This window comes from Citrobacter sp. Marseille-Q6884, assembly GCF_945906775.1.
Lineage (GTDB): Bacteria > Pseudomonadota > Gammaproteobacteria > Enterobacterales > Enterobacteriaceae > Citrobacter.
Map to the genome: position 1 here is coordinate 736,536 of NZ_CAMDRE010000002.1, position 23,883 is coordinate 760,418.

37 protein-coding genes and 1 pseudogene are annotated in these 23,883 nt (G+C 51.6%); 4 read left to right on the forward strand and 34 right to left on the reverse strand.

Annotated features, from left to right (window positions below; genetic code table 11):
* Window positions 1–5 precede the first annotated feature (5 nt).
* From rcsA to fliF, 14 genes are all read right to left on the reverse strand, one after another.
* Complete coding sequence (rcsA, locus tag N7268_RS18525; protein WP_198903780.1) at window positions 6–629, reverse strand: transcriptional regulator RcsA; 624 nt, start codon at window positions 627–629, stop codon at window positions 6–8.
* Between the two features lie 277 nt (window positions 630–906).
* Complete coding sequence (gene fliR, locus N7268_RS18530) at window positions 907–1,701, reverse strand: flagellar biosynthetic protein FliR (protein ID WP_260864008.1); 795 nt, start codon at window positions 1,699–1,701, stop codon at window positions 907–909.
* A gap of 8 nt (window positions 1,702–1,709) precedes the next feature.
* Window positions 1,710–1,979, reverse strand: coding sequence for a flagellar biosynthesis protein FliQ (gene fliQ / locus N7268_RS18535; RefSeq protein WP_032939600.1), 270 nt, complete (start codon window positions 1,977–1,979; stop codon window positions 1,710–1,712).
* Window positions 1,980–1,988: 9 nt separating this feature from the next.
* Window positions 1,989–2,726 (reverse strand): flagellar type III secretion system pore protein FliP, encoded by a 738-nt coding sequence (fliP, locus tag N7268_RS18540; protein ID WP_260864009.1) that lies wholly within the window; start codon window positions 2,724–2,726, stop codon window positions 1,989–1,991.
* Entirely contained in the window at window positions 2,726–3,100 is a 375-nt protein-coding gene (gene fliO / locus N7268_RS18545) for a flagellar biosynthetic protein FliO (protein WP_260864010.1), read from the reverse strand. Before fliO ends, fliP begins: the two co-directional genes overlap by 1 nt.
* A 2-nt stretch (window positions 3,101–3,102) precedes the next feature.
* Complete coding sequence (gene fliN, locus N7268_RS18550) at window positions 3,103–3,516, reverse strand: flagellar motor switch protein FliN (protein WP_005127761.1); 414 nt, start codon at window positions 3,514–3,516, stop codon at window positions 3,103–3,105.
* Window positions 3,513–4,517: a flagellar motor switch protein FliM gene (gene fliM, locus N7268_RS18555; protein WP_198903784.1), complete on the reverse strand. Its 1,005-nt coding sequence runs from the start codon at window positions 4,515–4,517 to the stop codon at window positions 3,513–3,515. The genes fliN and fliM overlap by 4 nt, the downstream gene beginning before the upstream one ends.
* Before the next feature lie 4 nt (window positions 4,518–4,521).
* Window positions 4,522–4,989 (reverse strand): flagellar basal body-associated protein FliL, encoded by a 468-nt coding sequence (gene fliL / locus N7268_RS18560; protein WP_198903785.1) that lies wholly within the window; start codon window positions 4,987–4,989, stop codon window positions 4,522–4,524.
* Window positions 4,990–5,093: 104 nt separating this feature from the next.
* Window positions 5,094–6,308 carry a flagellar hook length control protein FliK gene (gene fliK / locus N7268_RS18565; protein ID WP_260864011.1) on the reverse strand — a complete coding sequence of 405 codons (1,215 nt, stop codon included), beginning with the start codon at window positions 6,306–6,308 and terminating at the stop codon, window positions 5,094–5,096.
* Window positions 6,305–6,748, reverse strand: coding sequence for a flagellar export protein FliJ (gene fliJ / locus N7268_RS18570; protein WP_198903787.1), 444 nt, complete (start codon window positions 6,746–6,748; stop codon window positions 6,305–6,307). Before fliJ ends, fliK begins: the two co-directional genes overlap by 4 nt.
* Before the next feature lie 21 nt (window positions 6,749–6,769).
* Window positions 6,770–8,140 carry a flagellar protein export ATPase FliI gene (gene fliI, locus N7268_RS18575; protein WP_260864012.1) on the reverse strand — a complete coding sequence of 457 codons (1,371 nt, stop codon included), beginning with the start codon at window positions 8,138–8,140 and terminating at the stop codon, window positions 6,770–6,772.
* On the reverse strand, window positions 8,140–8,847 hold the full coding sequence (gene fliH, locus N7268_RS18580) for a flagellar assembly protein FliH (RefSeq protein ID WP_260864013.1): 708 nt from the start codon (window positions 8,845–8,847) through the stop codon (window positions 8,140–8,142). The genes fliI and fliH overlap by 1 nt, the downstream gene beginning before the upstream one ends.
* Entirely contained in the window at window positions 8,840–9,835 is a 996-nt protein-coding gene (gene fliG, locus N7268_RS18585) for a flagellar motor switch protein FliG (protein WP_048211311.1), read from the reverse strand. Before fliG ends, fliH begins: the two co-directional genes overlap by 8 nt.
* Window positions 9,828–11,507: a flagellar basal-body MS-ring/collar protein FliF gene (fliF, locus tag N7268_RS18590; RefSeq protein ID WP_260864014.1), complete on the reverse strand. Its 1,680-nt coding sequence runs from the start codon at window positions 11,505–11,507 to the stop codon at window positions 9,828–9,830. The genes fliG and fliF overlap by 8 nt, the downstream gene beginning before the upstream one ends.
* 216 nt (window positions 11,508–11,723) lie before the next feature.
* On the opposite strand from fliF, the gene fliE reads away from it, so the two are divergent.
* Window positions 11,724–12,038 (forward strand): flagellar hook-basal body complex protein FliE, encoded by a 315-nt coding sequence (gene fliE / locus N7268_RS18595; RefSeq protein ID WP_198903791.1) that lies wholly within the window; start codon window positions 11,724–11,726, stop codon window positions 12,036–12,038.
* A gap of 26 nt (window positions 12,039–12,064) precedes the next feature.
* Here fliE and N7268_RS18600 read toward each other — a convergent pair whose 3' ends face one another.
* The 20 genes and pseudogenes from N7268_RS18600 to N7268_RS18695 form a co-directional block, all read right to left on the reverse strand.
* Window positions 12,065–13,360, reverse strand: coding sequence for a tyrosine-type recombinase/integrase (locus N7268_RS18600; RefSeq protein WP_260864015.1), 1,296 nt, complete (start codon window positions 13,358–13,360; stop codon window positions 12,065–12,067).
* 45 nt (window positions 13,361–13,405) lie between these two features.
* Window positions 13,406–13,651: an excisionase family protein gene (xisR, locus tag N7268_RS18605; protein ID WP_001856431.1), complete on the reverse strand. Its 246-nt coding sequence runs from the start codon at window positions 13,649–13,651 to the stop codon at window positions 13,406–13,408.
* A 107-nt stretch (window positions 13,652–13,758) separates the two neighbouring features.
* Window positions 13,759–13,989 carry a hypothetical protein gene (locus N7268_RS18610; protein ID WP_201442983.1) on the reverse strand — a complete coding sequence of 77 codons (231 nt, stop codon included), beginning with the start codon at window positions 13,987–13,989 and terminating at the stop codon, window positions 13,759–13,761.
* A 9-nt stretch (window positions 13,990–13,998) separates the two neighbouring features.
* Window positions 13,999–14,238, reverse strand: a pseudogene (locus N7268_RS18615) (DUF4222 domain-containing protein).
* The gene (locus N7268_RS18620) at window positions 14,201–14,581 is read right to left on the reverse strand and encodes a phage protein NinX family protein (protein WP_260864016.1); all 381 of its coding nucleotides are present in this window, start codon (window positions 14,579–14,581) and stop codon (window positions 14,201–14,203) included. The pseudogene N7268_RS18615 and the gene N7268_RS18620 overlap by 38 nt, the downstream one beginning before the upstream one ends.
* On the reverse strand, window positions 14,581–14,802 hold the full coding sequence (locus N7268_RS18625; protein ID WP_260864017.1) for a TraR/DksA family transcriptional regulator: 222 nt from the start codon (window positions 14,800–14,802) through the stop codon (window positions 14,581–14,583). The genes N7268_RS18620 and N7268_RS18625 overlap by 1 nt, the downstream gene beginning before the upstream one ends.
* On the reverse strand, window positions 14,799–15,281 hold the full coding sequence (locus N7268_RS18630; RefSeq protein WP_200079302.1) for a class I SAM-dependent methyltransferase: 483 nt from the start codon (window positions 15,279–15,281) through the stop codon (window positions 14,799–14,801). The genes N7268_RS18625 and N7268_RS18630 overlap by 4 nt, the downstream gene beginning before the upstream one ends.
* 110 nt (window positions 15,282–15,391) lie before the next feature.
* Complete coding sequence (locus tag N7268_RS18635; protein WP_260864018.1) at window positions 15,392–16,138, reverse strand: DNA cytosine methyltransferase; 747 nt, start codon at window positions 16,136–16,138, stop codon at window positions 15,392–15,394.
* On the reverse strand, window positions 16,135–16,593 hold the full coding sequence (locus N7268_RS18640; protein WP_260864716.1) for a hypothetical protein: 459 nt from the start codon (window positions 16,591–16,593) through the stop codon (window positions 16,135–16,137). The genes N7268_RS18635 and N7268_RS18640 overlap by 4 nt, the downstream gene beginning before the upstream one ends.
* 321 nt (window positions 16,594–16,914) lie before the next feature.
* Window positions 16,915–17,640 carry a Rad52/Rad22 family DNA repair protein gene (locus N7268_RS18645; RefSeq protein ID WP_260864019.1) on the reverse strand — a complete coding sequence of 242 codons (726 nt, stop codon included), beginning with the start codon at window positions 17,638–17,640 and terminating at the stop codon, window positions 16,915–16,917.
* A complete protein-coding gene (locus tag N7268_RS18650) occupies window positions 17,637–17,795 on the reverse strand; it encodes a hypothetical protein (RefSeq protein WP_260864020.1) in 159 nt (52 codons plus the stop codon). Before N7268_RS18650 ends, N7268_RS18645 begins: the two co-directional genes overlap by 4 nt.
* Window positions 17,792–17,989: a hypothetical protein gene (locus N7268_RS18655; protein ID WP_003833701.1), complete on the reverse strand. Its 198-nt coding sequence runs from the start codon at window positions 17,987–17,989 to the stop codon at window positions 17,792–17,794. The genes N7268_RS18650 and N7268_RS18655 overlap by 4 nt, the downstream gene beginning before the upstream one ends.
* A gap of 7 nt (window positions 17,990–17,996) precedes the next feature.
* Window positions 17,997–18,968: a hypothetical protein gene (locus N7268_RS18660; protein WP_260864021.1), complete on the reverse strand. Its 972-nt coding sequence runs from the start codon at window positions 18,966–18,968 to the stop codon at window positions 17,997–17,999.
* A gap of 73 nt (window positions 18,969–19,041) precedes the next feature.
* On the reverse strand, window positions 19,042–19,332 hold the full coding sequence (locus tag N7268_RS18665; RefSeq protein ID WP_045408343.1) for a hypothetical protein: 291 nt from the start codon (window positions 19,330–19,332) through the stop codon (window positions 19,042–19,044).
* Window positions 19,332–19,640, reverse strand: coding sequence for a hypothetical protein (locus tag N7268_RS18670; protein WP_260864022.1), 309 nt, complete (start codon window positions 19,638–19,640; stop codon window positions 19,332–19,334). The genes N7268_RS18665 and N7268_RS18670 overlap by 1 nt, the downstream gene beginning before the upstream one ends.
* Window positions 19,637–19,873: a hypothetical protein gene (locus N7268_RS18675; RefSeq protein WP_260864023.1), complete on the reverse strand. Its 237-nt coding sequence runs from the start codon at window positions 19,871–19,873 to the stop codon at window positions 19,637–19,639. Before N7268_RS18675 ends, N7268_RS18670 begins: the two co-directional genes overlap by 4 nt.
* A 155-nt stretch (window positions 19,874–20,028) precedes the next feature.
* Window positions 20,029–20,253: a DUF551 domain-containing protein gene (locus N7268_RS18680; protein WP_065944928.1), complete on the reverse strand. Its 225-nt coding sequence runs from the start codon at window positions 20,251–20,253 to the stop codon at window positions 20,029–20,031.
* Between the two features lie 133 nt (window positions 20,254–20,386).
* Complete coding sequence (locus N7268_RS18685; protein WP_003833682.1) at window positions 20,387–20,728, reverse strand: hypothetical protein; 342 nt, start codon at window positions 20,726–20,728, stop codon at window positions 20,387–20,389.
* A gap of 54 nt (window positions 20,729–20,782) precedes the next feature.
* The gene (locus N7268_RS18690; RefSeq protein ID WP_260864024.1) at window positions 20,783–21,112 is read right to left on the reverse strand and encodes an antitermination protein N; all 330 of its coding nucleotides are present in this window, start codon (window positions 21,110–21,112) and stop codon (window positions 20,783–20,785) included.
* A 350-nt stretch (window positions 21,113–21,462) separates the two neighbouring features.
* Entirely contained in the window at window positions 21,463–22,152 is a 690-nt protein-coding gene (locus N7268_RS18695; protein WP_409929220.1) for an XRE family transcriptional regulator, read from the reverse strand.
* A gap of 97 nt (window positions 22,153–22,249) precedes the next feature.
* Between N7268_RS18695 and N7268_RS18700 the strand changes: the two genes are divergently transcribed.
* From N7268_RS18700 to N7268_RS18710, 3 genes are all read left to right on the forward strand, one after another.
* Window positions 22,250–22,462 carry a helix-turn-helix domain-containing protein gene (locus N7268_RS18700; protein WP_048224852.1) on the forward strand — a complete coding sequence of 71 codons (213 nt, stop codon included), beginning with the start codon at window positions 22,250–22,252 and terminating at the stop codon, window positions 22,460–22,462.
* A 122-nt stretch (window positions 22,463–22,584) separates the two neighbouring features.
* The gene (locus tag N7268_RS18705) at window positions 22,585–22,908 is read left to right on the forward strand and encodes a CII family transcriptional regulator (RefSeq protein WP_199952694.1); all 324 of its coding nucleotides are present in this window, start codon (window positions 22,585–22,587) and stop codon (window positions 22,906–22,908) included.
* Between the two features lie 87 nt (window positions 22,909–22,995).
* On the forward strand, window positions 22,996–23,883 hold the full coding sequence (locus tag N7268_RS18710; protein WP_260864026.1) for a hypothetical protein: 888 nt from the start codon (window positions 22,996–22,998) through the stop codon (window positions 23,881–23,883).

Genomic DNA, 23,883 nt, shown 5'->3' on the forward strand with positions numbered 1-23,883 from the left:
ACGTTCTACCGCATATTCACAAAGATACCGTTGGTGACATTATCCGTAAGCCGGACAACGTGGTAGATAACCTGTTTATTATGCGTCTTGATCTTTCGTTTTATATTCCCCTTATGGGATGACACCGTTTTGGCTTTGATATTCATTTGGTCTGATATCTGTATTGTTCCCTGACCGTCCATCCACATTCGTAACATGCTGGACTCGGTCCGACTTAATGACAGAGTCGGCAGGTTCACATCCACAACAATATCCACTTCCTTTTTCAGAATATCGCCAAGAAGCTCATCCAGTGAATCAGGTTTAATCGATTTAGAACTGATCAGTAAATTTTTTCTTACTAAGAGATATTCATCAAAATGTACGTTGGCAATGGCCATAAATACAATAAATAATGTACTGGGATGTTGATTAATGATTTGCTTTATTTGCTGACTGTTAGCGGGATCGTGGATGAAACAGTCCTCATTAATAAACACCACAGCGGGTTGAAGCGAGCCACAGGCGATGCTGAGTTCATCAACGGTTGAAATGTTGTTGATTTCCCTTTTTTTCACTCCCCGACTTACCAAATACCCGGTCAGCCCTAGCCGGGTGTAACTGCATAAATCCATAATAATCGTTGACATGGCATACCCTCACTCAATGCGTAACGATAATTCCCCTTACCTGATTATTGCATCACAACTAAACGGAATAATAACGACCCAAGATGACGCTTTCGCTGTTTTCAGGCGAATTTACTATCCCGTAAAGTTGCGTATAATTTGCCAGGAAACATCTTAAAGTAAAGTAAATGTTGCATTATGTGAGTGAGCGAAAAGCAAATAACCCACGAGAGGGTTATCCTGGTGAATGTTGTTGCTTTTTTAATTTAAGACAATCCTTAGTAAAACAGGATAAACATTAAGGACTATTATTTAATGGCATTTCGCTGACAATATCAGCCAGCAAATTAAAAATTTCGCTGAATAAACGCTCACAGAATGGCGCAATTAATGGCATGAGGGCCGCCATTAATGAAATACCCACAGTCAGGGTAAGTGGAAAGCCAATCACAAATACAGACAGCTGAGGCGCCATTCGATTTAGCAACCCGAGCGCGAGGTTGAGGGTGAGTAACAGCGTCATCACCGGCAGAGCGAGCATAAGCCCGTTGAGGAAAATTAAGCCACCTGCCCGGGCGAGGGCCAGGAACGCATTGCTGTTAACCGGATTACCGCCGATGGGGAGCGTATGAAACGTATCCACCAGCAGGGAAATCAGCCATAAATGCCCGTTGAAGGTCAAAAACAGCAGCATCGCCAGCATATCCATCAGGCGGGCGAGTACGGGCATATTCAGGCGGCTGCCGGGATCGAAGAATGTCGCAAAGGAGAGACCCATTTGCAGGCCGATGAGTTCCCCGGCGGTACGGACTGCCGCAAACGCAAACTGCATGGTGAAACCTAATGCAATGCCGATCAGGATCTGTTGCAGGGCCAGCCATAATGCGCCGACGGAAAAGATCGGCACATCAACAGCGGGAAGCGATGGGGCGATAACGATGGTGATCATCAGCCCCAGTCCCAGTTTTACCCGTTTGGGAATGGCGCGCTCACTGAGAATTGGCGCGGTAGAGATCAGGGCGAGTATGCGCAGCAAAGGCCAGAAATAAAGGTTCAGCCAGTGGAGCCATTCAAGGCTGGTTACCTGCAGCATCGCGTCATCTACCCGATGATATAGGGTAAATTGCTGAACAGCGTACGCACGTAGTCCAGTAACAGGTTAAGCATCCACGGACCGGCAACGATGATGGCAATAAAGACGGCGACAATTTTGGGAATGAAGGATAGCGTCATTTCGTTAATCTGGGTCGCGGCCTGCAGGATACTGATAATCAGGCCGGTGACGAGAGCCACCAACAACAAAGGCGCGGCGAGGGCAAGGGCGACTTTCATCGCCTCTGTGCCCATCATCATGACCGATTCAGGTGTCATTTTGCGTCCCTAACTGTAAAAGCTTTGCGCAAGCGAGCCGACAAGCAACTGCCAGCCGTCAACCAGCACAAACAGCATCAGCTTAAACGGTAACGCAATGGTGGCGGGCGGCACCATCATCATCCCGAGTGCCATCAGCACGCTGGCGATGACCAGATCGATGATCAAAAAAGGAATGAAAATCGTAAATCCAATCTGAAAGGCCGTTTTCAGTTCGCTGGTGACATAAGCAGGCAGCAAAATGCGCATCGGTACCGCTTCCGGTCCCTGCAACGGACCGCTGTTTGCCAGGCGAGCAAACAGTGCCAGGTCAGCCTCACGGGTCTGACGGAGCATAAACTCACGCAATGGCTGAGCACCTTTCTCCATGGCTTCCTGCATGGTGATCTTTTCTTCGCTGAAGGGCTGATAAGCATCGACATAGATTTTGTCGATCACCGGCGACATGATGAAAAAGGTCAAAAACAGCGCCAGACCGAGCAACACCTGGTTCGGCGGTGCAGACGGGGTACCCAGCGCATTACGCAACAGCCCGAAAACAATGATGATGCGGGTGAAGCTGGTCATCATCAGCAAAATGGCGGGCAGGAACGTCAGCGACGTGATAAAGACCAGCGTCTGTACAGGCAACGACCAGCTTTGCCCACCGCCGGGAAGCGGCTGGCTTACTAAACCGGGGAGCTGGGCGAAGGCCGCAGGGCTTATCAACAGCAAACCTGACAGCGTAAGGGATAACAAACGGCGCATCAGGATCTCCCGGAACGCTTGAGCAAACTCTTCATCATGGCCTGGAAATCCGCAGGGGAGGCCGGTTCTTCTTCTGCAACGGCGGGTGCCGGGGGAAGGGTGTGCAGTACGTTAATCTGCGATGCTGTAACGCCAAGAACCAGACGAGCATCCTCGACCTCAACAATCACCACGCGCTCACGCGGGCCTAATGACGTGCTGGCAGCCACTTTAAGCCCGCGCGTACGGGGGCCTCTGGGAGCAAATCCCAGACGTTTAATCACCCAGGCTGCCGCCAGGATCAACACAATGATCCCAAGCAGCGCACCGCTGACCTGCACCAATGGCGATCCGGGGAGAGCGGCTGGCTGAGAGACTGTGGCCTGGGTTTTCATCGTTAACGGCTCAGACGGCGCATACGTTCTGACGGCGTAATAATGTCAGTAATACGTACGCCGTATTTATCCGCGACCACCACGACTTCACCCTGGGCAATCAGATAGCCGTTGATCAGAATATCCAACGGTTCTCCCGCCAGACCGTCTAACGCAACAACCGAACCCTGCGTCAGGCGCAGCAGCTCTTTAATGGTCATCCGCGTGCGACCCAGTTCGACGGTCAGTTTGACCGGAATGTCCATGATCAGGTCGATATCCTGCAATGCGCCGCTGACATCGCCGCCGCCTAACTGCTGGAATACCGCATCGGCCGCACTTTTGGTGGTCGTCGTTTTTTGCTCATTTAATGCGTCAGCCCACAGATCGTCCAATGCGCCAGTGTTCTCATCGGACGGATTATTCATGTCACTCATTTGGGCTGTTCCTCATTCAGCGAATTCAAAATCGGGTTTATCAAATGTTCTACGCGTAACGCGTACTGACCGTTCACGGTGCCGTATTGGCTGGTCAGCACAGGCACGCCGTCCACATGAGCAATAATGCGGTCGGGTTTTTCAATTGGCAGTACATCGCCGGGTTTCAGCTTTAAAATTTGAGAAAGTCGCAGCGGAATGTCGGCAAAATTCGCCACCAGTTCCAGCTCTGAATGCTGAACCTGACGCACCAGGTTATTGCGCCAGTTCTGATCTTCATTACGTGAGTTTTCCAGCGGTGGGTTAACCAGCAGTTCACGCAGAGGCTCAATCATGCTGAAGGGCAGGCAGATGTTAAATTCACCGGTCAGGTTGCCAATTTCGACATGGAACGGTGTGTTCACCACGATATCGTTAGGCGATGTCGTGATATTGGTAAACTTCACCTGCATTTCAGAACGCACGTACTCCACTTCCAGCGGGTTGATCGCTTTCCAGGCATCGCTGTAGCTTTCCAGCGCCAGCTTCAGCATGCGGTTGATCACGCGCTGTTCAGTATGGGTAAATTCACGGCCTTCCACTTTGGTCGGGAAGCGACCATCACCACCGAAAAGGTTATCGACGGCGATAAACACCAGACTTGGCGAGAACACCACCAGACCTGTCCCGCGTAGTGGTTTCAGGTGGATTAAGTTCAGGTTGGTCGGAACCGGCAAATTTCGTGCAAATTCGTGGTACGGCTGAATACGGATCGCACCCACGGTAATATCCGGGCTGCGGCGTAACAGGTTAAACAACCCCATTCGGAACTGGCGCGCGAAGCGCTCGTTAATGATCTCCAGCGCCTGTAAACGCTCACGTACCACGCGGCGCTGTGTATTGGGATCATAAGGACGAATGTCGCTTTCGCTTGCAATGCCGGAAACGGGTTCGTCTTTCGTTTCGCTATCGCCGTTAAGCAATGCGTCGATTTCAGCCTGAGAAAGAATACTGTCGCCCATGTCTTTACCGCAGAATAAAAGCTGTATAAAGAACGTCGGTGACAACCTGTTTCGGCTGACCAACAACGAGCGGCGTCGCGAGTGTCTCTTTGATGGCGGCAATCAGTTGTTGCTTGCCGTCTTCTGTCGCGAGTGTGGCGGCGTTCTGTCGGGAGAACAGCAGCAGCAAACGGCTGCGGACTTCGGGCAGGTATTCATTAAGACGCGCGCGCGTCGCTTCGTCTTTCATGCGTAGTGTGATGCCGATATACAGTACGCGATCCGCATCACCCAGATTGACGGTAAACGTATCCAGTGCAAAGAAGACCGGGGCCGGCGGTGGGGCAGGTTCCGCTTTGACGCTGGCGGATGGCTGCTGCTGCATGCGCCAGTAGCTATAACCCGCTGTTGCGCAGGCGGCGAGGGTAATTAATACCAGCAGAGGGATCCAAATTGCGCGTTTACTCTTTTTGTTCATCGCGGAGTCAGTCATCAGATACGGGCTTCCTGTTTCGGTACAGCTTATGGCCTGATTATCCCGTGTCCTGACCACAACAAAGCGTGGAAAAGACGCGGATAATCATGCTACCTCTGGCGTTAGGCGAAGATGTCTACCGCGCCATCACCGCGTGCCGCAGCGTGCAATGAGGCCGGTGTTGCCATCACGGCGTCATCTTCAGCGGCAAAAATATCGTGTCCCTGACTACGGCCAGTCTGTTGTTGTTGCGCAGAAGACTGCTGTTGACCCGCGAAACTTTCGCTGCTGATGCTGCTTTGCCCCAACTGAATCCCACTTTCAGCCAACTGAGTGCGCAGCATCGGTAACGCGGCTTCCAACGCGGCACGAACGTGGCTGTGCGGCGACACCATTTGTAACTGCGCCAGGTTGTCATCCAGTTTGAGTGAAATCTGTACCTGACCCAGATCCTGCGGATGCAGTCGCAGTTCAGCACTTTGCTGACCCTGACGCGTGAATAAGGTGACGTGCTGGCTCAGCGATTGCTGCCATTCATGGCTTCCCAGCGGCGCGCTCAACACGGGAGCGGCTGTCGGCAGAGGCTGTGCGTGTGGCGAACTGCCAGCCAGCGGAGCGACTGCGATACCCGCAGTGGTAGGGGAAGGGGTGCTTTCAATCTCACTTCTGGCCGCAGCGGCCGCTGTCAACGGGGTGATTGTTGGATTGCCGGACGGATCTGCGCTACTGGTGTGCAGTGCAGCCTCGGTTTTGCCTTTTTTCACATCGCCTGGCGCGAGTTCGACGGCATTATCCGCAGCACCGCCGTGCGCCGTACCGCGTAAAAGCGCGGTCAATGCGCTATCCGCCGGTGCTGATGGGGTTTCTGCAACAGGTGTCACGATCTGCTGTCCTGGCAGCATGGCAAACAGCGCGCTCAGGCTGGCGAGATCCTCGTCGCTCAGAGTGGTGGTGTTTTCATCCTGTTGGGCGGTTTTGCCCAATGCTGTCAGCGCATTAAGCTTCGTCGATGGCGTCAGTGTTGACAGCAGTTGCTGTGCATCCGTCAGATCGGTCAGTGAGGCATCTGTCTGTGCCGCTTTTTGTGTCAGAAGGTCGGCTAATGTCGTGGCGTGTGCTGTATCGCCATTTTTTTGCAGCAACCCTTTTTGCAGTTTGCTGCCTGCCGCCTGTAAATCAGCCAGCGACAGCGGGGCATCTTTACTCTGAGCATCGCCCGCGCCTAATGCGCCAGCCAGTAGAGCCAAAAAATTCTCGGGTGAATCTACCGCTTTTCCTGACTGAAGACCTGCGGCTACGTCGGTGTCGGGGGTAATCAGTTGGGGCAAAGTAATCATTCGGGTTTCCTCATAGCTGCGCGCTGAGCAAATTCATCCATTTTCTTCTGATCCAGGCGGTTTTCAGCCAGTAAAGCCGCCGTCGTTTGTCTGTCCTGCAGGGTCTGCCACGCCTGAAGCCGTTGCTTTTTATCGCGCCAGCTGCTCAGCGCCTGGTCAACTTTCTGCGTCCACTGGTTAAGCTGTTGGCGGTGCTGCTCAATGGCTTTTTCCAGCGTCTGAATAAATTGCTGGTAGTTAAGCCAGCGGTTACTGGTAATTCCCTGACCCATATCGCTGTTGAGATTGGTGCGGTACTCATGCTGATAGTCGATCAGCATCTTTAACTGTTCTTCTGCCTGCTGACAGCCACGACGCATTTCTCCCAACAGAATCGCGGCGTCATCGACCTCTTTTTCCGCCAGATCTTTCAGTGTGGCCAGCGCACCATGTTGTGCCATGACTTATGCTCTCCTGCTTTATCACGCCCCAGGGAAAATCAGCTCCAACGCCTGCAGAGAGTCTTCCCAGTCAGCGCGCTCAAAGATGCCTTGCTGCAAAAAGGCTTCCAGTTGCGGCCACAACGCGATGGCTTTATCCAGCATCGGGTCACTGCCTTTGGCATATGCTCCCACGCTGACTAAGTCACGGTTACGCTGGAAACTGGACAGCAGCTGTTTAAAATTACGCACCCGCGTGTAGTGCTTTTCACTGATAAGCGACGTCATTGCGCGGCTGATGGATGCTTCAATATCAATGGCCGGATAGTGGCCAGCTTCGGCGAGATGACGTGACAGCACGATGTGTCCGTCCAGAATCGCACGGGCAGAGTCCGCGATCGGATCCTGCTGATCATCACCCTCGGTCAGTACGGTATAAAACGCGGTCACTGACCCGCCGCCATGAATCCCGTTCCCGGCGCGTTCGACCAGCGCGGGTAATTTGGCAAACACTGACGGTGGATAACCTTTGGTTGCAGGCGGTTCACCGATAGCGAGAGCAATTTCGCGCTGTGCCATCGCGTAGCGGGTGAGGGAATCCATAATCAACAGGACGTGTTGCCCGCGATCGCGAAAATCTTCGGCAATGCGTGTGGCATAGGCCGCTCCCTGCATACGTAACAGCGGTGAGACATCAGCCGGAGCGGCAATCACCACGGAACGTGCGCGACCCTCGGTGCCGAGAATGTTTTCGATAAAGTCTTTCACTTCACGACCACGTTCGCCGATCAGTCCGACGACGATGACATCGGCCTGGGTGTAACGCGCCATCATGCCGAGCAGGACGCTTTTACCGACGCCTGAACCGGCGAAAAGCCCCATACGCTGGCCACGACCAACGGTGAGCAGCGCATTGATCGGGCGTACCCCGGTATCCAGCACGTGCTCAATGGCGGTTCGTTGCAAGGGGTTAAACGGCGGCGTAATTAACGCCCCGGTTTCGGTGGTATCGGGGGCGGGCAGACCGTCGAGCGGTTTACCGCTGCCGTCGAGCACGCGTCCAAGCAGGGCCGGACCCAGCGGTAATTGTTTCCCGCTTTGCAGACCTTCTCCGGCCATGTTTTTGGCGTAAACGCGCGCGCCGGGCAGCACGCCTTCAACTTCTTCGAGCGGCATCAGAAACAGGCGTTGACCGTTAAAGCCCACCACTTCACTTTCGACTTCCTGGGTTTCGTTACCTTCCTGGCGTTCAATCACGCAGGTTGCGCCCAACGGCAGTTGTAAGCCGGTCGCTTCCAGTACCAGCCCCGTTGCGCGGGTCAGGCGTCCGTAGCGGCGGACTGACGGAAGCAGCGACATTTTCTCTTCGAAGTTATCCAGCGTGTTGAGCCAGCGAGTCAGGCGAGTGGTCATTACACAACTCCTGGTGCGGCCAGGCGGCAGAGCTCTTGCCAGCGCGTTGCTACGCTGGCATCCAGATCGCCTTCGTCAGCCGAGACTTTACACCCGCCGTGATGCAGCGTGGGATCGCCGCGCAACCGCCAGCCGTGCAGACTCAGAGTCGCCCCCAGCATTTCTTCGACACGCTGAAGATCGTCCGGGTGCACGCGCAACTGCGGCTTACCGCTAAACAGCGGCTCCTGTTGTAACAACTGTTGGATTTGCTTAATCAGCGCAGCGTTATCCACGATAGGCGTCTGACCGATCACCTGACGCGCGGCTTCCAGCGCCATTTGCATCAGACGCGAGGCGATCACGCTGTCGAGGGCATCCAGCGTATTTTGAAATTCGCTCACCAGTTGCTGCATGCGCGCGTGAATGGGCGCATGCTGCGCGCGCGCCTGGCTCTGACCCTGTTCCAGGCCCTGTGCCAAACCCTCCTGATAACCTTGGTCATGTCCTTTTTGACGACCTTCCGCCAGACCCGCGTTATAGCCTTGTTCGTGCGCCTGGAGCTGCAACTGCGCAAGTTGTTGTTCAAGTTGTTGTTCTGCAGACAGTTGCGGTTCTTCTGCGTCGTCGGTTAACGGCGTTGTGCTGTCATCGGCCAGAACGAACTCTGCCATGGGTGGCGCGAGGTCGTCCGGCGTCCAGACTTTCCACGGCAGTTCGTTAGACATAGGTATCCTCGCCGCTGCCGATTACCATCTCGCCGGTTTCGGCCAGACGACGCACAATAAGCAGGATCGCTTTCTGTTCGTTTTCCACCTGAGACAAACGCACCGGGCCACGGTTGGCGAGGTCGTCGCGCAGGATATCGGCGGCACGCTGCGACATGTTGCGCAGGAACTTCTCGCGCAGCGGTTGTTCTGCGCCTTTCAGGGCAATCAGCAACGATTCGGAATCCACTTCCTGCAGCAGACGCTGGATGCTGCGGTCGTCGACGTCCACCAGATTTTCGAAAAGGAACATCTCGTCGATAATTTTCTGCGCCAGTTCGCCGTCAAATTCGCGCACGGCGGTAATAACCGCTTCTTCCTGCTGGGTTTTCATCAGGTTGATGATTTCTGCTGCGGTTCTCACGCCGCCCATTTTGCTGCGTTTGAGATTCTGACCGTCGAGCAGGCCATTCAACACTTCGGTCAATTCCGCCAGTGCGGCTGGCTGCACGCCGCCAAAGGTGGCAATACGCAGCATCACATCGTGGCGTAAACGTTCGTCGAACAGCGCCAGAATATCGGCGGCCTGGCCACGCTTGAGGTGTACCAGAATGGTGGCAATAATCTGCGGGTGTTCGTCGCGGATAAGGTCGGCGGCGCTTTGCGGCTCCATAAAGTTGAGCGTTTCAATGCCGCTGGTGGTATCACGGGTTTCCAGAATATCTTCCAGCAGGCTGGAGGCGCGTTCTTCGCCCAGCGCTTTCACCAGTACGGAGCGCAGGTATTCGTTGGCGTTGATGTTCAGCGCCGCAAACTGCTCGGCTTCCTGCTCAAATTCGGCCAGCACCTCCGTTAACTGCTTATTGGAGATCTGCCTGACGTTGGCCATCGCCGTGCTGAGTGCCTGCACTTCGCGCGTGGAAAGGTGCTTAAACACCTCCGCCGCGCGATCTTCGCCAATGGTCATCAACAAAATGACGCTTTTATCGGTGCCGCTAAGATTACTCATGTTCGTTATTTATCCACTGGCGGATGACCAGCGCCACGACGCGCGGATCGTTGTCTGACATTTCACGAATACGCTGGCTCATGACTTCTGCACCCAGACGCTGATTCGTACGACGTTGCTGAGTCTGCTCGTCTTTGCTGAGGCGAACTTCTACCGCTTCTTCGGTTTCCTGACGGATACGCGTTTGTTCTTGCGCAATTTTCGCTTCTTCGCTGCGACGTGCCAGCTGAGGACGTACGGCTTTACGCCACAGGATCCAGGCGACTAACAGAACCAGCAACCAACGTCCGGCGGTCATCAGCTGTTCAATAAAGGACTGCTGCTGCCAGAAGGGGAGCTCTCCACCGCTGTCGTCGGTCGCCGTGAAGGGAGAATTCACCACATTCAGGGTATCGCCACGCTTGTCGGAGAAGCCCATTGCTTCACGGGTCAGATCTTCAATTTGTTTCATCTGATCGGCGGTTAACGGCAGCGGTTTACCATCCGGCAACGTTTTATAGTTGACGACCACCGCCACCGACAGGCGTTGCACATCGCCTACGTTCATCCTGGTGTGACGAATGGTGCGGTCAACTTCATAGTTGCTGGTTTCATTGCGCTGGGTATTACGTGGACCGGCGTTGGTGTTATTCGCCGTTTGCGTCGTTTGTGTGTTCTGCGCATTTTGTTGATTCGCCGGTGGCGTAGCGATTGGCGCGGTATTTGCCGGGGCCGGTTGATTCGATAAGGCGCCTGGCACGCCGCCTGGGTATCCGCTACCTATCTGTTCACTGACGTTAAGCTGACGGGAACGTAGTACAGCCTGCGAGTCATCACCGTTCGGGCGGTACTGCTCTTCGGTTTGCTCTTTGTTGGCAAAATCCAGCTGTGCGGTGACCTGCGCATGTACGTTACCGTTACCGACGATAGGAGAGAGGATCGATTCGATACGACGCTGAACGCGACCTTCTACGTCACTGGCGTATTTTAACTGTGCATCGTTCAGATCGCGGCTACTGGTATTCGACTGGGTTAACAGATGACCGGCCTGATCGACCAGGGTGACGTTGCCCGGCGGTAACCCTGCAACAGCGCTGGAAACCAGATGGGTGACAGCGCTAATTTGTCCTTCGTCCAGCGCCCGACCCGGTTCCAGGTTTACGGTAACGGAAGCAGAAGGGGATTTTTGCTCACGGACGAACAGCGACGGTTTGGGCAAGGCCAGGTGGACGCGGGCGCGTTTGACCGGCCCCAGCGTTTCGATGGTACGGGCCAGTTCTCCTTCCAGCGCACGCTGGTAGTTAACCTGCTCGCTAAACTGGCTGATACCAAATTTTTCCTGATCCAACAGTTCAAAGCCTACCGCGCCGCCTTTCGGCAAGCCTTGCTGTGCCAGACGCAAGCGCAGTTCATGGACTTTATCGGCAGGAACTTCGATGGCGCCGCTACCTTCGGTGAAACGATAGGGCACGTTCATCTGCGTCAGTTGGGTGACAATCGCGCCACCATCCTGATCGGAAAGGTTGCTGAACAGCGTGCGGTAGTCAGGCGCTTTGGCCCACAGAACCATCGCCACGACGATAGCGACGGCGGCAGCGCCCGCCACGATCAGTGGAATTCTGGGATTTGCGCGCAGGCGGTTTAACCACTCGAGAGGTTTAAGTGGGGTTGCAGTCGATGCTGTCGCACTCATCTCGCACCTCGTGGATTATCGTGGACGGCGTTTTTTGCAAAGTGGAACAAGACTCACTCCCGGGTCAGCAAACTCGAAAAATTGACGGTCTCATTATTTGCGGTTTCAAATTTTTCTATGCGCCAAAAACCGAGGTTTTTTATCGTTATTTAACGCCTTTATCCTATTGACGAACTGGTAATCTCAGCTACGTAAAAAAACATCCAGGGGATCAGAATGTCGGCAATACAGGGGATTGAAGGGGTCATCAGCCAGCTACAGGCCACGGCGATGTCCGCAAAAATGCAGGATGTACAGCCACAATCGACCGTGAGTTTCGCCGGTCAACTGCATGCGGCGTTGGACAGAATCAGCGATACGCAGACGGCTTCTCGCGTTCAGTCAGAAAAATTTGCGTTGGGTGAACCGGGTATTGCGCTAAACGATGTGATGACCGATATGCAAAAAGCATCTGTCTCAATGCAGATGGGCATTCAGGTGCGTAACAAACTGGTGTCGGCGTACCAGGAAGTGATGTCGATGCAGGTGTAGGTTCACTAACCTAATGATATTTATAGTTAATACCCATCCGATCCTACTGCGTGGGGCATGGATGGGGCAAACTCACTCAATTTCTGGTTGAGTATGAGTACCTGGTCATGATTGTTTTCCGCCATCCAGGATCCGTAAACCCTGTAAACCATTTGTGCATCGGTGTGTCCCATTTGCTTCGCGATGAAGTTAGGGTTGGCACCGGCAGCTAACGACCAGCATGCGTAAGTATGTCGTGATTGGTATGCTCTGCGATAACGAACTCCGGTGCGTCTCATTGCCGCCTCCCACGACTGGTTGATCGATCCCACTGCGTAATGATGCCCTGCACGGCCATTGCGCGATACTATTTGTGGGTTGAAAACGAATGTGCATGGATGCACATCAGCACGACCATATTCACGCAGTTTCACCTCAACCTGATATTGCTTTCCTAACCTGGTCATTTCAGCCTGGTTCTTCAGCACATCGATGGCTGGCTGAATTAGGTTTATGATACGGTCCGTTCCGGCCTCAGTTTTTGGAAGGGTGAACTCCTTCGTTAAAGTGTGGTTGCGACGGATCATCATCGTTCCTGCTTTCAGATCGATATCTTCCCATGCCAGCGATACCAGTTCCCCATGCCTAACCCCCGTGTACACTGCCAGCGACCACATGTTTTTCAGTTGTTGATGAGTACATGCGTTAATGAGTCTGACGAACTCCTCTCGTGTGAGTGGATCTGGTTCAGTACGTGACCGTTTAAGCATGGAAATACCGCTAAACGGATTTGCCTTAACATAACCACTGTCCGCAGCGAAGTTAAACATTCCTGACATCGTTCTCATGTAGTTGTTGACCGTTCTGACAGACCGACCTTTTATCGGCGTTTTCTGTCCTGTCTTCAATACGTGATAACCGGTTAATAACTCCTTCCTGATAAACAGCAGGTCTTCCTGCGTCACAGCAGATACCAACTTATCGCCACCAATTCTCGGCACCATGTTGCGCGTTATTGATGAATAGCGCGACATCGCATTGGTGCTGATCTCCATACGCTTCAGTTCAAGCCACTTATTCGCCAGCTCAAGCACGGTGATCTCCTTGCTCTCCACCCCAAACTTTCTCAGGTTCGGTGAGTCCGGGAACTGAGCGGCATAGTTGAAGTTTCCGGTCTTAATCGCGAAGCACACCGACGCGCGCAGCTCGCCAGCGATCTTTCTGTTTTTTGGTGTATCCGGCACGCCGAGGCTTTCACGCACCCGGCTGCCTTTATAGATGAACCATATGCGGAGCGTTCCGCCGTGGTTCTCCACGCCTGTTGGGTATGCTGACTTAGCCATTATTCCCTCCTGACGTCCAAGAGCCTGCTAAGCATAAACGGATCTTCATTGGCGCGCACCAGGCTGTTTCTTTGACATGCTCTCAACCCACTGGTCGACAGCCTTTCTGTTGTACATGCATTCGCTGTTCTTCTTCGGCACACCGTCCGGGGAAACGTGAAGATATTCCCGTCCGATCATCCAGCAATTTTTGCGGGCCCGCTCGATAGTGCCCGGGCGAAGGCCGGTAATCTCGACGAGCTTTTCTTCGGTTACCCAGTCGTTAGGTACGATTAAGGTCATTTCGCTCATGCTTTTCTCCAGGTAAAAAGAATGCCCTCACAATGGAGGGCAAATGGTGGATAACGTGGCAGTGCATTCGCACCCAATAGCCAGCTCATAACTGGCTATCAGTTGCGTCAATTTCCGGTACTTCCGAGCAAGAGAGTTGCGTTTCCTTCTTTGTCCCGGTAGACCTCGAAATACTCAGTCCATTTATTCTCATTCGTGCCTGGTTGTGGCGTAAAATCTCTGACCTCAATATTCCCTCCCTGGTCGTAGTGGGTTGTACCGCTCTCGTGATAGATGACCTGAACGACGGCATCCTGCGGCATCGTCTTCAGCCATTCTATAAACGCCTGTACGTCCATAATCTCTCCTCATGCCGCCCGCATAGCGCGGAGGCGTTTTAAGTGTTCTGCTGTTTCAAGTTCGGCTCGTATCTGTGCCGCCTCGTGTGGGTCGAGGTGCTCGAAGTCGTTATTAAATCGGTCGATTGAAGCGGTGTTGATCCGCCCCTGTCGCCAGTAGCGGACTATTTAGGATGTGCAACTGTGGATGATGACTGGCCAGTTATGCTGGTCAGCGTATATCTGACCCCGTTGAATTAGCTGGAAAATTGAGTAACTCCTGCATCATGAGGAAGACAATCATTGCGGCGCGGAGTGGGTTAGTGTCATAGTATGATTTCGTGGTCGCGTTATTGAGCGCGTAAGATTTCCATTCGCTATTCTTCCATTCATGCCATTCGATATTAATTTTGCGTTCAACGATAATCGGCCATGCGTCCGCCGGGTTGTTGCAGTAGTCAGGGATATCTATTTGGTTCCATCCATCACCTGATGGGCCGCAATCGTAAAAGCATGAATTATCTGCACTCAGGCACATATGTTCGATGTCTGGGCTGAATACCGCTAACACCACGCAGTTAATCTCAAAGTCACTCATCTTGCTGTAATCCATCACATCCTCCCAATCTTCTTACGCAATTCCATATCGCTCTGGCATCCGACGCACATCGTGCATCCCGGATACGCTTTCCGGCGCGCATCCAGTAACTTGTCGCCGCATTCCTCACAGTGCGTTGCTGATACTGCTGAGTGGTTGAGTCTGTGAGCCTGAATAGCGTTTTCGCGCATCATCTCTTCGAGAGCGCTGGCTTGGTCGATGATTTCAGATGTCATGATTCGGAACCTTTTATAAAGATAATCCAGTGAGTTTTGTCGCTCTTACCGGTGCGCTGACCGATGATTGGCTTAACGTCAGTCAAAGCTAAAATCTGGCTGACAGGTATCTGAGTTTCATTCCATTTGAAGATGAGAACGCCTTGTGGCCATAGCACCCTGAATGCTTCAGCGAAACCGGCGCGAATGTCGTCACGCCACGTTTCTTTGTTGAGCCGCCCGTACTTTTTCCCCATCCACGCGTTATCGCCGACACGTTCTAGGTGCGGCGGATCGAACACGACGACAGGAAAAGTGTTATCGGCAAAGGGTAGGGCGCGGAAATCAGCTATAAGGTCCGGGCTGATAACCAACTGGCGACCGTCACAAAGCACGTGTTCTTCTGCGCGAATATCGCTAAACACTGCTCTTTCGTCCTGCTTGTCGAACCAGAACATGCGAGAGCCGCAGCACATATCCAGAATTGAAACTTCGCTCATAATCACTGCTCCCTAAACTGTCGGTTAATTCGGTTGAAGGTGAACGCCAGCAATAAAAAAGGCCGACATAGCGACCTTGTGATTCGTTTGGTTAGCGTCATGCTGCGTCCTCAATCTGGTTTAAGCAGGGAGAATGCTGCTGCAGCCACTCTTGGAACCTGTCCATTGCCAAGGGCTTTAATTCTGTCCACCCCGAAGGCCACATCATCAGCCACTCTGCGTAGTTTGGGCAGATGTTCAGGCCAGGCGTTTCCTCCCCGCCATCCTGCAAATGCTTCCATGCTAACCAGTCCTCCAGGTTGTGACGGTGCTCCCCGGTTCTCGCTCTGCACCATGCTATCCCATGACTTCCCATGCTTGCCCTTGGTGTAGGCTGCAATCCAGATACGGTCACGTCGATGGGGCGCTCCAAGGTCTGATGCTGATAAACAACACCATTCCGAATCAAACCCCATTTTGGCAAGGTCACTAATGACCATTGCAAGTCCTCTTCCCACAAGCAAAGGTGAGTTTTCCACGAATGCGAATCTAGGTCGTACCTCACCGATGATTCTTGCCATTTGCCTCCAAAGTCCAGATCGACTTCCGTCGATTCCTGCTCCTTTTCCTGCTCCTGATATGTCCTGGCATGGAAACCCGCCAGAAACGACATCAACAATTCCCCGCCACGGTTTTCCGTCAAAGCTACACACGTCAGACCAAATCGGGAAAGGTCGGAAAATTCCATCGTTTTGTCGTTGCGCGAGAACTTGTGCGGCGTAGGCATCACGTTCAACTGCGCAGACTGTTCGCCACCCAAGGAGGTGTCCACCGAGTACTCCTCCACCAGCGCCTGCGAAAAGAGCCAACTCATTCACATTTCCTCCCGTTCAGGACTTCTCGTATCCCATCCATTCCGCTCAATATTCACAGCCAGCCGCTTATCTCCGACCTCTTCGATACTCCTACCAGTAATCTCGGCTACTTCTGCGTTGGTGTATCGCATGAGTATTGCTAACTCTTCAGTTGACCATTCACGCATAGTTAATCCTCCGGATCGGGCCAGCGCGTCACGCTTGCTTCTGACTGAGTAAATGGAGCGACCGGTTGCCTTGGCTATCTCTTCCTCTGAGAACCGACCAAATAGATGAAGCTCGGCTGCCGTCCATGGTCTGCCGGTCATCTTTCTGATAAGTGGTGCACCAATACGTGATGCCTGGCGAGTGATTGCCGCTTCGGAACGCTCAAGCTTTTCTGCTATTTCTGAGCGGGACATCTTCATCCCAACCTCGTGCAGAAACAGGTTTTCAAAGGGTTGCCAAAGTTCGCTCATTGGTTCTCCTTAAGGCGATACACACAGCCGCCGATCGTTCCGTTTCCCCATTCCTCAGCGACCAGGTGTTGCTGTATCTGGTCCAGCGCCGGGCCCGAGATGAATCTTTGTTGCATCTCTAAGTTAGGTGCCCATCCCTCGTAATATGGCTCGTGGTAATTGAGGGTGATTCCTTCTGAGTGGCTTAGTGCGCCTGCTGAAGTTTTCCATCTATGGAACGCAGTGATATTGTTCCGCGCGTCCTTGCGCAGAATGCTGAGGATAGTTTCTGGAGTCATATCGATAACGGCGATGCCGCCCGCTGTTAGATAGGAGAGGCGGTTATGCCGCCTGTTTGAGTTCTCTGATTCGAATGCCGGTAACGTCTTTGCACTTCGCCTGATGCTCAGAAAATCCGTTTAACAACTTCCACGTTTCTTCATAACGAGCTTTCAATTTCACGCCGTCGTTTTCTTTGCTGGCATATTGGGAGAAATCGGCGAGCACCTTGTCAGCATCCACGTCTTGATATGGTTCTGACTCGTTGATTTGCTCTGGTGACTGTGTTTCTGGCTGATGAACAACTGTTCCGTCAGGTAATGCCCAGGCTGGAAGGGAAGGCGGTTTCCAGTAAAACACGCCAGCCTCTTTTGACTTGGCATAATGGAATCCTGGTGCCCGCTGTGCCGATACAATGGCGAAGCCTTCCTCCAGGTTGTAGAGGTAACGCCCGATACCCCACTGGACAGCTGCACGCTTCATAGCTCCTGAGCGACCACCTTTAACCGCTTCTACTTGCGTGTTTTCGGCTGCGTCCCACTTGGTGATCCACTCGCCATCAACTTTGATGGAAATACCGCACTCAACCCCTCCATTGTTCGGGATATCGCGATACTCGTTACGCCATCCAGCCTTACCACATACCTCATCAAGGCGCTTCATGATTGCCCTGTTGGTTACGTAGGCCAGCACTTTTGCCCAGATACCGTTATTATTTTTTCCCGCCTGCTGAATGCGCCATTCAATATCTTCACTGGCAAATGGCGCATCTAACTGATCCAGATTCATGTAAAATCCCCCGCAAATTCGGCCATGCTGATAATCGGATTCTGTTGCTCAGCAGCCAGGTTAACCGGCTCATCTTTTTCATCTGGAGAAACGAGAGCAACATCAGCCATCATCCGAATGAAAGAATCATCATCCCATCGCTCTGCTACGCTCATGCCGCTCGCTCCTGATGTGTGATTACATAACCCTGTTCAGCAAGCCATTCGAGAACTACAGCACCATCTAACTGCGGGAGGACTTCTCGTGTGTCTACCGTTCCATCAAGCGTCACGCCATCAAGCTCTAAGACCTGATTACGCTGGCTGTCCAGATATCCATGAGCGTGGTCATATTTGAGTTTCAGTTTCATATGCACCTCAGTAGTTAATTTGTGTTCTCGGTACCAGACCATCCATCAGCGCTTTCAGGACTTCGATAGCCTGGTCGCGTGAGATGCTGGTATTAGCGGTGAGTGCGTTTACGATTTCAGTGCCAACGGCTTTGCGGTGCTTCACGTCAGCTTCACGCTTTGCCTTTTCGTCAGCGATGCGTTTCTCTTCTTCCAAACGGGCGGCTTCTTTCGCTTCAGCTTCACGCTTAATGCGATCTGCTTCTTCCTGAGCTTTTCGCTGTTCCGCTTCAATGGCTGCTTTCTTCTCTGCTTCAGCTTTCGCCGCGGCGTCTTTTGCTTCCTGCTCTGCGCGTTCTTGTGCTTGCTTAGCCAGTAATTCAGCCTGTGCTCTTGCTGCAATCGCATCCTCTTCGCGCTTCTTCGCTGCCGCCAGTTCAGCGGCTGCTTTCTCTTCGGCTTCTCGCTTGGCCTGTTCTGCTGCCTGACGCTTTAACTCTTCTTCATGAGCAATGCGCTGGCGTTCCGCTTCTGCTTTTTTCTCAGCCATTTCACGGTCGAATGCATCGTTCATCAGCAAAGCAATTTCATGATCGGATTCGAACTTCTTCCGGTCTTCCTCGGCTTTAATTTTGGCGGCTTCCTCTGCCTTAATTCGCTCCTGCTCAGCCTCCCACTCTGTTAGCGGTCGGCGCACTTCATCTTTCAGCGCATCCAGACGCTCACGAACAATACGGCGACTCTCATCAATCTGCTTTGGCAATGCTTTCAGTTCTGCTACAAGGTCTTTACCGGCGTTGTCGATGTATGTTTTTGAACGCGCAACCTTGTGCGCCATGGATGCGATAGCATCACGGCCTTTCTTGGTTGATACATCCGGTACCAGGCTGCGAGCTTCTTTCTCGATTTTTTCAATGATGGGATCGAGTTGCTCGTTATTGGTGAATACAGCCATTGCGCTCGATTTTTCGATAACGACTAAATCCGTTACTTCACTCATGGTCTCTCCTGAAATTTGGTTGTGCGCTTCCCGTCTGCGAAAGGCCGGACAGGGAGTGATTAAAGTGGGGGGGTTACTTGCCTAGTGCTTTGGCGATTACGTAGCTAGCCATCATTAGAGGATGTTCTTCGTGACAATCATCTGGACACACACCGCAGACGTCTTCTGCGTAATCTCGAAGCTTCTGTAGCGCTTCGAGTAATTCAGGTGCTGCTGATATTAATTGCGCATCCTCTCGTTCGTTTCTGGTTGCAATTTCAATGTACGTGTCGCCCATAACCACGCCGTGGAATGTCGTCATCATTTCATTCACATTTCTGATTGTGTATTTCCACGGACCAGGCGTTCCTTTGAATTCTTCCATCACACCCTCACTTCAAACGAGTTACGATTTACCCTGACTCCAAGCGCTTTACGCTGGGCCTCAATTGCCTGTTGCAGCATCACCGAATCTTCCAAATAGCGAGCAATGGCTTTCTTGCTCAGTGATGCGCGGAGCTTGTGCGAGTCAACAATGACCTGATTAACGATGTGACCGAAGCCATTCTTAATCATCTGGTCACGGTTCATTACCAGCTTGTGGCGAACGTTGCCGACTTCTACCAGTTGCCATGAATGACCGTTTGCAATCTTTGTCACTGTGTACTGCTTGTTGTTGTGGGTGACTGTCATGATGCCTCCCGGGCGCGGAGCATTGCGTCTGCGATGTGATACGCATCAACAGCTAATTCTCTGTACTGCGGTGAGTCCGGGCCACCACCAAATGAATGTCCGTCGTATCTACGCACAATTGCTGCCATCGCTTTTATTGCCATGTAATCACGCAGCGTCATGCCTTCAATTGGGTAGTTGTGATCGCTTCCAGCAACTGGAAACGCTGGGCCGCCGTTATTTTCTTTGCTCATAATCATCTCCGCGCTTAAGCCGCGCCGCTGAACGTAAAGACCTCTGCATGCAATTTTCATCACTGCAAAATTAAGCGGTGGATAGCCGCCGTGATACCACAGCACCCTCGTGAAGGAGCTGTGGTATCAGCAATAAAAAACCCGCCGAAGCGGGTCTATTCAGTCGGTGGGTGAGGTAGCGGCATCCAGTGGGTTACGTTTATTGGGTGCCACTCGATGCCGTAGTTGTGCTCATAAACCTGTGCGTACCAGCCAGCGCCTTTCTTGTTGAATTTGTCGTACTGCCCAACATGCAATTCAACGCCAAAGTCCGGAAGCGGCCAGATTTGAACAAACTCGTCGCTATCTGGCATCCGCTCACTGCACTTAATCCACTCCATCGCCTTACCCTCTGTTTGTATCGTGAGCTAATAAAAAGTCCGCCATCAGGTAGCCTCAGCTTGAATTAGTGCCGGGATTTTTATCCACGCCCGGCGCGTGGTTTCCCGCTATTCCCCAACAGCAAGAAATCGCTTACTCTTTAATCTCCCCAACAGTAGAAAGGATATATTCATGCAAACCATGCGGACCGTGTGCCCTGACTGTGGAAGTGAGATGTTCAACCAGCCCGATGATTTTGACTTTGAGACAAATTTCACCGGCGTCAGTTGTGCTGACTGTGGTCGCGAAATCACTAAGGACGATGTTGTCAATCAGGCCACGGACACGGTCAAAAAACAGCTCGACGACATGCTCAGGAATTCCCTCAAAGGAACTGGCTGGAAGTTCGACTAATTTCAAAAGCTCCCCGAACTGAGTAAGAACCTCACTGGCGTCTACGTTAAGCAGTAGTGGCGCCGTTTTTTTATCTGCCATACACACCTCATAAGTTAATTAACGCGCCGTAACCGAATCTTTGCTATTGCGATATCAAATCAGCGGGGTAGATTTGCCGCGTGATTTCTGCACCGCGTGAATTTTGTTGCCGAACGGGTTGCTGTCTTTTTGAGAGTTCAGATGCATTCTTCTCTCCAGCTTTAATCTGTTAGCCTGATGGAATTCGGCAGCCTTAAGAATCTGCGTAGCCATTTCGTTTTTGATTGGCTCTACAGCCTTACCAATACGATTTACAGAACGCTTGAATTTAATGGCTCTTGAGCTCTCTGGCTTGGCGCTCACCCCAACCAACAGGGGATTTGCAGCTTTCCATTCGGCCTGTTTCTCTGCGCGGCGTTCGCGGCGGCGTGCTTGTGCATCCATTGTGAATCTCCTGTCAGTTAGCTTTGGTGGTGCCGCGCCGGATGCTGATCTTCCGGTTGCTGTCGGTGCAGCTGCAATTCACGACACCCCAAAGCTTTCTGCTTTGAATGCTGCGCTTTTTCAGCGCCAGATTTTTAAGAGCATCACCGTCCTGGTGAGTAGTGCGTCCTGCTGATGGGGTTAATATATGCGTTATGCGCAAATGCGTCAAGCGCATAATTATAGTGAAAAGGGTGTTGCTGCTTTAAATTAATTTATGCGTATGATTCAAAAGGAATTAAAAAATTTACTGATATTGCTTAAGGCACAAAAAAACCCGCCGGAGCGGGTTATTTATATGAGGTTTTGTGTTAACCGTGTCTGCGGAACTGCTGTGACTGGCTTAGCATTACTCTACCAGATACGTGAAGCATCGCAGCCTCTTCAGGGCTTATGCTCCACTCTCTATACTTTGGGTTGTCCGAGATTACGAACAGATCATTTTTAACTTTTTGAAGACGTTTGACGAAAGTATCACCATTGAAATCGAAAACGTAAATACCATCGCCATCGAAGTAATTGACTCTGATATCCACAAAAATCAAATCGCCCGGCTCAATGGTTCCCTGCATACTATCGCCGCGCACATTGATAAGCTTCACTGATTTTTGAGGGATGCTACCAAATATAGATTTTGCCTGGTCAACGTCATACTCAATTGATCGGACAACCTCCACAATGTCTTTTGATGGCGAGCCATTGCCTGCGCTGGCGGAAACGTTAAGAACATCAACCCTATACACATCCTTTTCCTCTCGACTGTTTAGGGAATCTACACTGTATGAATCTACAGTATTTCCCTCATCATCGGAAGAGAATAGTACAGCTACAGGAACATCGAGAGCTTTCGCTATTTTTCTTAGAAGCTGATCGCTATACCCTTGAATGCCACGCTCAAGGCGTGAAAGGTTACCGACGTCGCTATCTACAAGAAGCGCCATCTCATTCAATGTGTATTTATTTTTCTTCCTAAGAAGTCGTATCTTTTCACCTACTTTCATATCTTCATTAGAAAACATTTATGCGTCCTTCGCAAAGCGCCTTGCGCAAAATTTGCAGATGGATTAATATGCGTCTAACGCATTATGGAGGTGCAATATGTGTACACCACTTAGAAAAATGCGCGTAGAGAAAGGTCTGACAATTTCTGAAGTTTCCAAAATGACAGAAATTGACGTTGGCAACCTGAGCCGAATTGAACGCGGTATGCAGGTTACATCTCTGGAGACAGCTGAAAAGCTATCCAAGTTCTTCGAAGGGAAGATCTCAGAGATGCAGATTCTCTACCCGCATCGGTATATGGCAGCCTAAGAAACACCGCTCTTATCACATCTCAGCCCTGAAAAAGGGCGATTCAAAACAACAAGTCTTTATGGCTATGCGTGTCCGCGCATGGCCTTTAACCATTTTTTACACCAAAGGAATTATCACAGATGGAAAACTCAATTAACCGCAACAAGGTCAATGCCCGTCGCATTGAATCCTGGTTGCTAAACCGTATCGCCATGAAAGGTGGAAGCAACGTAGCTAAAGAGATTGGCGTCGATAAGGCACAGATAACCCGCTGGAAAGAAACGTGGCTGCCGAAGATGGCAATGCTGTTGGCAGTTCTTGAGTGGGGTGTGGTTGATGACGATATCGCAAGGGTTTCAAAGCAAGTTGCTCTCTACCTTGAAGAGAACATTTTGACGAACGTCAGAAAGAAAAAATCCCCGGCGGCAACCGAGGATTCAGATCAAATCACCATGCAATTCTGAGTCGAATAACTGGATCAATTCACAGGAGTAATTATGCCTGGACAAAACAGACAAGTAAACCATGACAGATGCAATGGAGAATGATTTATGGCCCGTTCACGAAACATAAAGCCAGGCTTTTTCACCAATGATGAACTGGCTGAATGCTCTCCATATGCCCGCCTACTTTTTGCCGGGTTGTGGACTATAGCTGACAAAGAAGGGCGATTGGACGATCGCCCAAAGAAAGTAAAAGCAATGGTGCTGCCTTTCGATGATGTGGACTGCAATGATCTGCTTCAACAGCTTCACAGCCATAAATTCATCAACCGATATCAGGTAAATGGTGATTCATACATCCAAATAAATAACTGGAAGAAGCACCAGAACCCTCACTGCAAAGAAGCTGCTAGTGAGATACCAGAACCAGTAGAGAACAATGACAGCACCGGACAAGAACAGTGCAAGGACGATAAAGAGGAAGACAAGAAGGATACTGATGAACCTCAAGTCATTGAAAATAATGAAGCACCAGAAAAGCACCATGCAAGCACAGTGCAAGAACAAGTAGAGAACAATTTAAATCCTGCTGATTCCCTTAACCTGATTCCTGATTCCCTCATTCCTCATACTGATTCCCTTTCTAACACCCAAGCCGCTGATGCGACTTGCGAAGGGTCTGAGGCTGATGTCCATAAAATTTCAAGTCGCTATGCATTCGAAGGAAATATCGTTCGGTTAAACCACAAGGACTACGAAGCCTGGAGACGCCTGTATCCGAACATTGACCTGAAGTACGAACTGGAAAAGCTGGATATCGAATTTAGCCATGAGAAGCCAAAGAACTGGTTTATCACTGCTAGCCAGAAACTTAGCTACCAGAACAAGCAAGCGCTATCCAGACCGGTACGCAAGGTTGCTAATGGCCTTCAGTCTGAAGGTTTTGCGTCGAAGGACTACGGAAAAACTGAAATCCCATCCTGGGCTCAGGAGTGA

Coding starts and splice junctions, on each gene's coding strand:
- N7268_RS18650 (WP_260864020.1), bottom strand. CDS start 17,795: ATGAGCGTAGCAGAGCGATGGGATGATGATTCTTTCATTCGGATGATG.
- fliI (WP_260864012.1), bottom strand. CDS start 8,140: ATGACCACTCGCCTGACTCGCTGGCTCAACACGCTGGATAACTTCGAA.
- fliL (WP_198903785.1), bottom strand. CDS start 4,989: ATGACTGACTCCGCGATGAACAAAAAGAGTAAACGCGCAATTTGGATC.
- N7268_RS18695 (WP_409929220.1), bottom strand. CDS start 22,152: ATGAAAGTAGGTGAAAAGATACGACTTCTTAGGAAGAAAAATAAATAC.
- N7268_RS18700 (WP_048224852.1), top strand. CDS start 22,250: ATGTGTACACCACTTAGAAAAATGCGCGTAGAGAAAGGTCTGACAATT.
- N7268_RS18685 (WP_003833682.1), bottom strand. CDS start 20,728: ATGGCAGATAAAAAAACGGCGCCACTACTGCTTAACGTAGACGCCAGT.
- fliE (WP_198903791.1), top strand. CDS start 11,724: ATGTCGGCAATACAGGGGATTGAAGGGGTCATCAGCCAGCTACAGGCC.
- N7268_RS18690 (WP_260864024.1), bottom strand. CDS start 21,112: ATGGATGCACAAGCACGCCGCCGCGAACGCCGCGCAGAGAAACAGGCC.
- fliN (WP_005127761.1), bottom strand. CDS start 3,516: ATGAGTGACATGAATAATCCGTCCGATGAGAACACTGGCGCATTGGAC.
- fliO (WP_260864010.1), bottom strand. CDS start 3,100: ATGAAAACCCAGGCCACAGTCTCTCAGCCAGCCGCTCTCCCCGGATCG.
- rcsA (WP_198903780.1), bottom strand. CDS start 629: ATGTCAACGATTATTATGGATTTATGCAGTTACACCCGGCTAGGGCTG.
- fliM (WP_198903784.1), bottom strand. CDS start 4,517: ATGGGCGACAGTATTCTTTCTCAGGCTGAAATCGACGCATTGCTTAAC.
- N7268_RS18630 (WP_200079302.1), bottom strand. CDS start 15,281: ATGAGCGAAGTTTCAATTCTGGATATGTGCTGCGGCTCTCGCATGTTC.
- N7268_RS18665 (WP_045408343.1), bottom strand. CDS start 19,332: ATGGAAGAATTCAAAGGAACGCCTGGTCCGTGGAAATACACAATCAGA.
- fliF (WP_260864014.1), bottom strand. CDS start 11,507: ATGAGTGCGACAGCATCGACTGCAACCCCACTTAAACCTCTCGAGTGG.
- N7268_RS18710 (WP_260864026.1), top strand. CDS start 22,996: ATGGCCCGTTCACGAAACATAAAGCCAGGCTTTTTCACCAATGATGAA.
- N7268_RS18675 (WP_260864023.1), bottom strand. CDS start 19,873: ATGAGCAAAGAAAATAACGGCGGCCCAGCGTTTCCAGTTGCTGGAAGC.
- N7268_RS18705 (WP_199952694.1), top strand. CDS start 22,585: ATGGAAAACTCAATTAACCGCAACAAGGTCAATGCCCGTCGCATTGAA.
- N7268_RS18680 (WP_065944928.1), bottom strand. CDS start 20,253: ATGGAGTGGATTAAGTGCAGTGAGCGGATGCCAGATAGCGACGAGTTT.
- xisR (WP_001856431.1), bottom strand. CDS start 13,651: ATGAGCGAAATGACCTTAATCGTACCTAACGACTGGGTAACCGAAGAA.
- fliH (WP_260864013.1), bottom strand. CDS start 8,847: ATGTCTAACGAACTGCCGTGGAAAGTCTGGACGCCGGACGACCTCGCG.
- fliR (WP_260864008.1), bottom strand. CDS start 1,701: ATGCTGCAGGTAACCAGCCTTGAATGGCTCCACTGGCTGAACCTTTAT.
- fliG (WP_048211311.1), bottom strand. CDS start 9,835: ATGAGTAATCTTAGCGGCACCGATAAAAGCGTCATTTTGTTGATGACC.
- N7268_RS18620 (WP_260864016.1), bottom strand. CDS start 14,581: ATGGATTACAGCAAGATGAGTGACTTTGAGATTAACTGCGTGGTGTTA.
- N7268_RS18600 (WP_260864015.1), bottom strand. CDS start 13,360: ATGGCTAAGTCAGCATACCCAACAGGCGTGGAGAACCACGGCGGAACG.
- fliK (WP_260864011.1), bottom strand. CDS start 6,308: ATGATTACTTTGCCCCAACTGATTACCCCCGACACCGACGTAGCCGCA.
- N7268_RS18655 (WP_003833701.1), bottom strand. CDS start 17,989: ATGAAACTGAAACTCAAATATGACCACGCTCATGGATATCTGGACAGC.
- N7268_RS18670 (WP_260864022.1), bottom strand. CDS start 19,640: ATGACAGTCACCCACAACAACAAGCAGTACACAGTGACAAAGATTGCA.
- N7268_RS18660 (WP_260864021.1), bottom strand. CDS start 18,968: ATGAGTGAAGTAACGGATTTAGTCGTTATCGAAAAATCGAGCGCAATG.
- N7268_RS18645 (WP_260864019.1), bottom strand. CDS start 17,640: ATGAATCTGGATCAGTTAGATGCGCCATTTGCCAGTGAAGATATTGAA.
- fliQ (WP_032939600.1), bottom strand. CDS start 1,979: ATGACACCTGAATCGGTCATGATGATGGGCACAGAGGCGATGAAAGTC.
- N7268_RS18625 (WP_260864017.1), bottom strand. CDS start 14,802: ATGACATCTGAAATCATCGACCAAGCCAGCGCTCTCGAAGAGATGATG.
- fliP (WP_260864009.1), bottom strand. CDS start 2,726: ATGCGCCGTTTGTTATCCCTTACGCTGTCAGGTTTGCTGTTGATAAGC.
- N7268_RS18610 (WP_201442983.1), bottom strand. CDS start 13,989: ATGGACGTACAGGCGTTTATAGAATGGCTGAAGACGATGCCGCAGGAT.
- fliJ (WP_198903787.1), bottom strand. CDS start 6,748: ATGGCACAACATGGTGCGCTGGCCACACTGAAAGATCTGGCGGAAAAA.
- N7268_RS18640 (WP_260864716.1), bottom strand. CDS start 16,593: ATGAGCGAACTTTGGCAACCCTTTGAAAACCTGTTTCTGCACGAGGTT.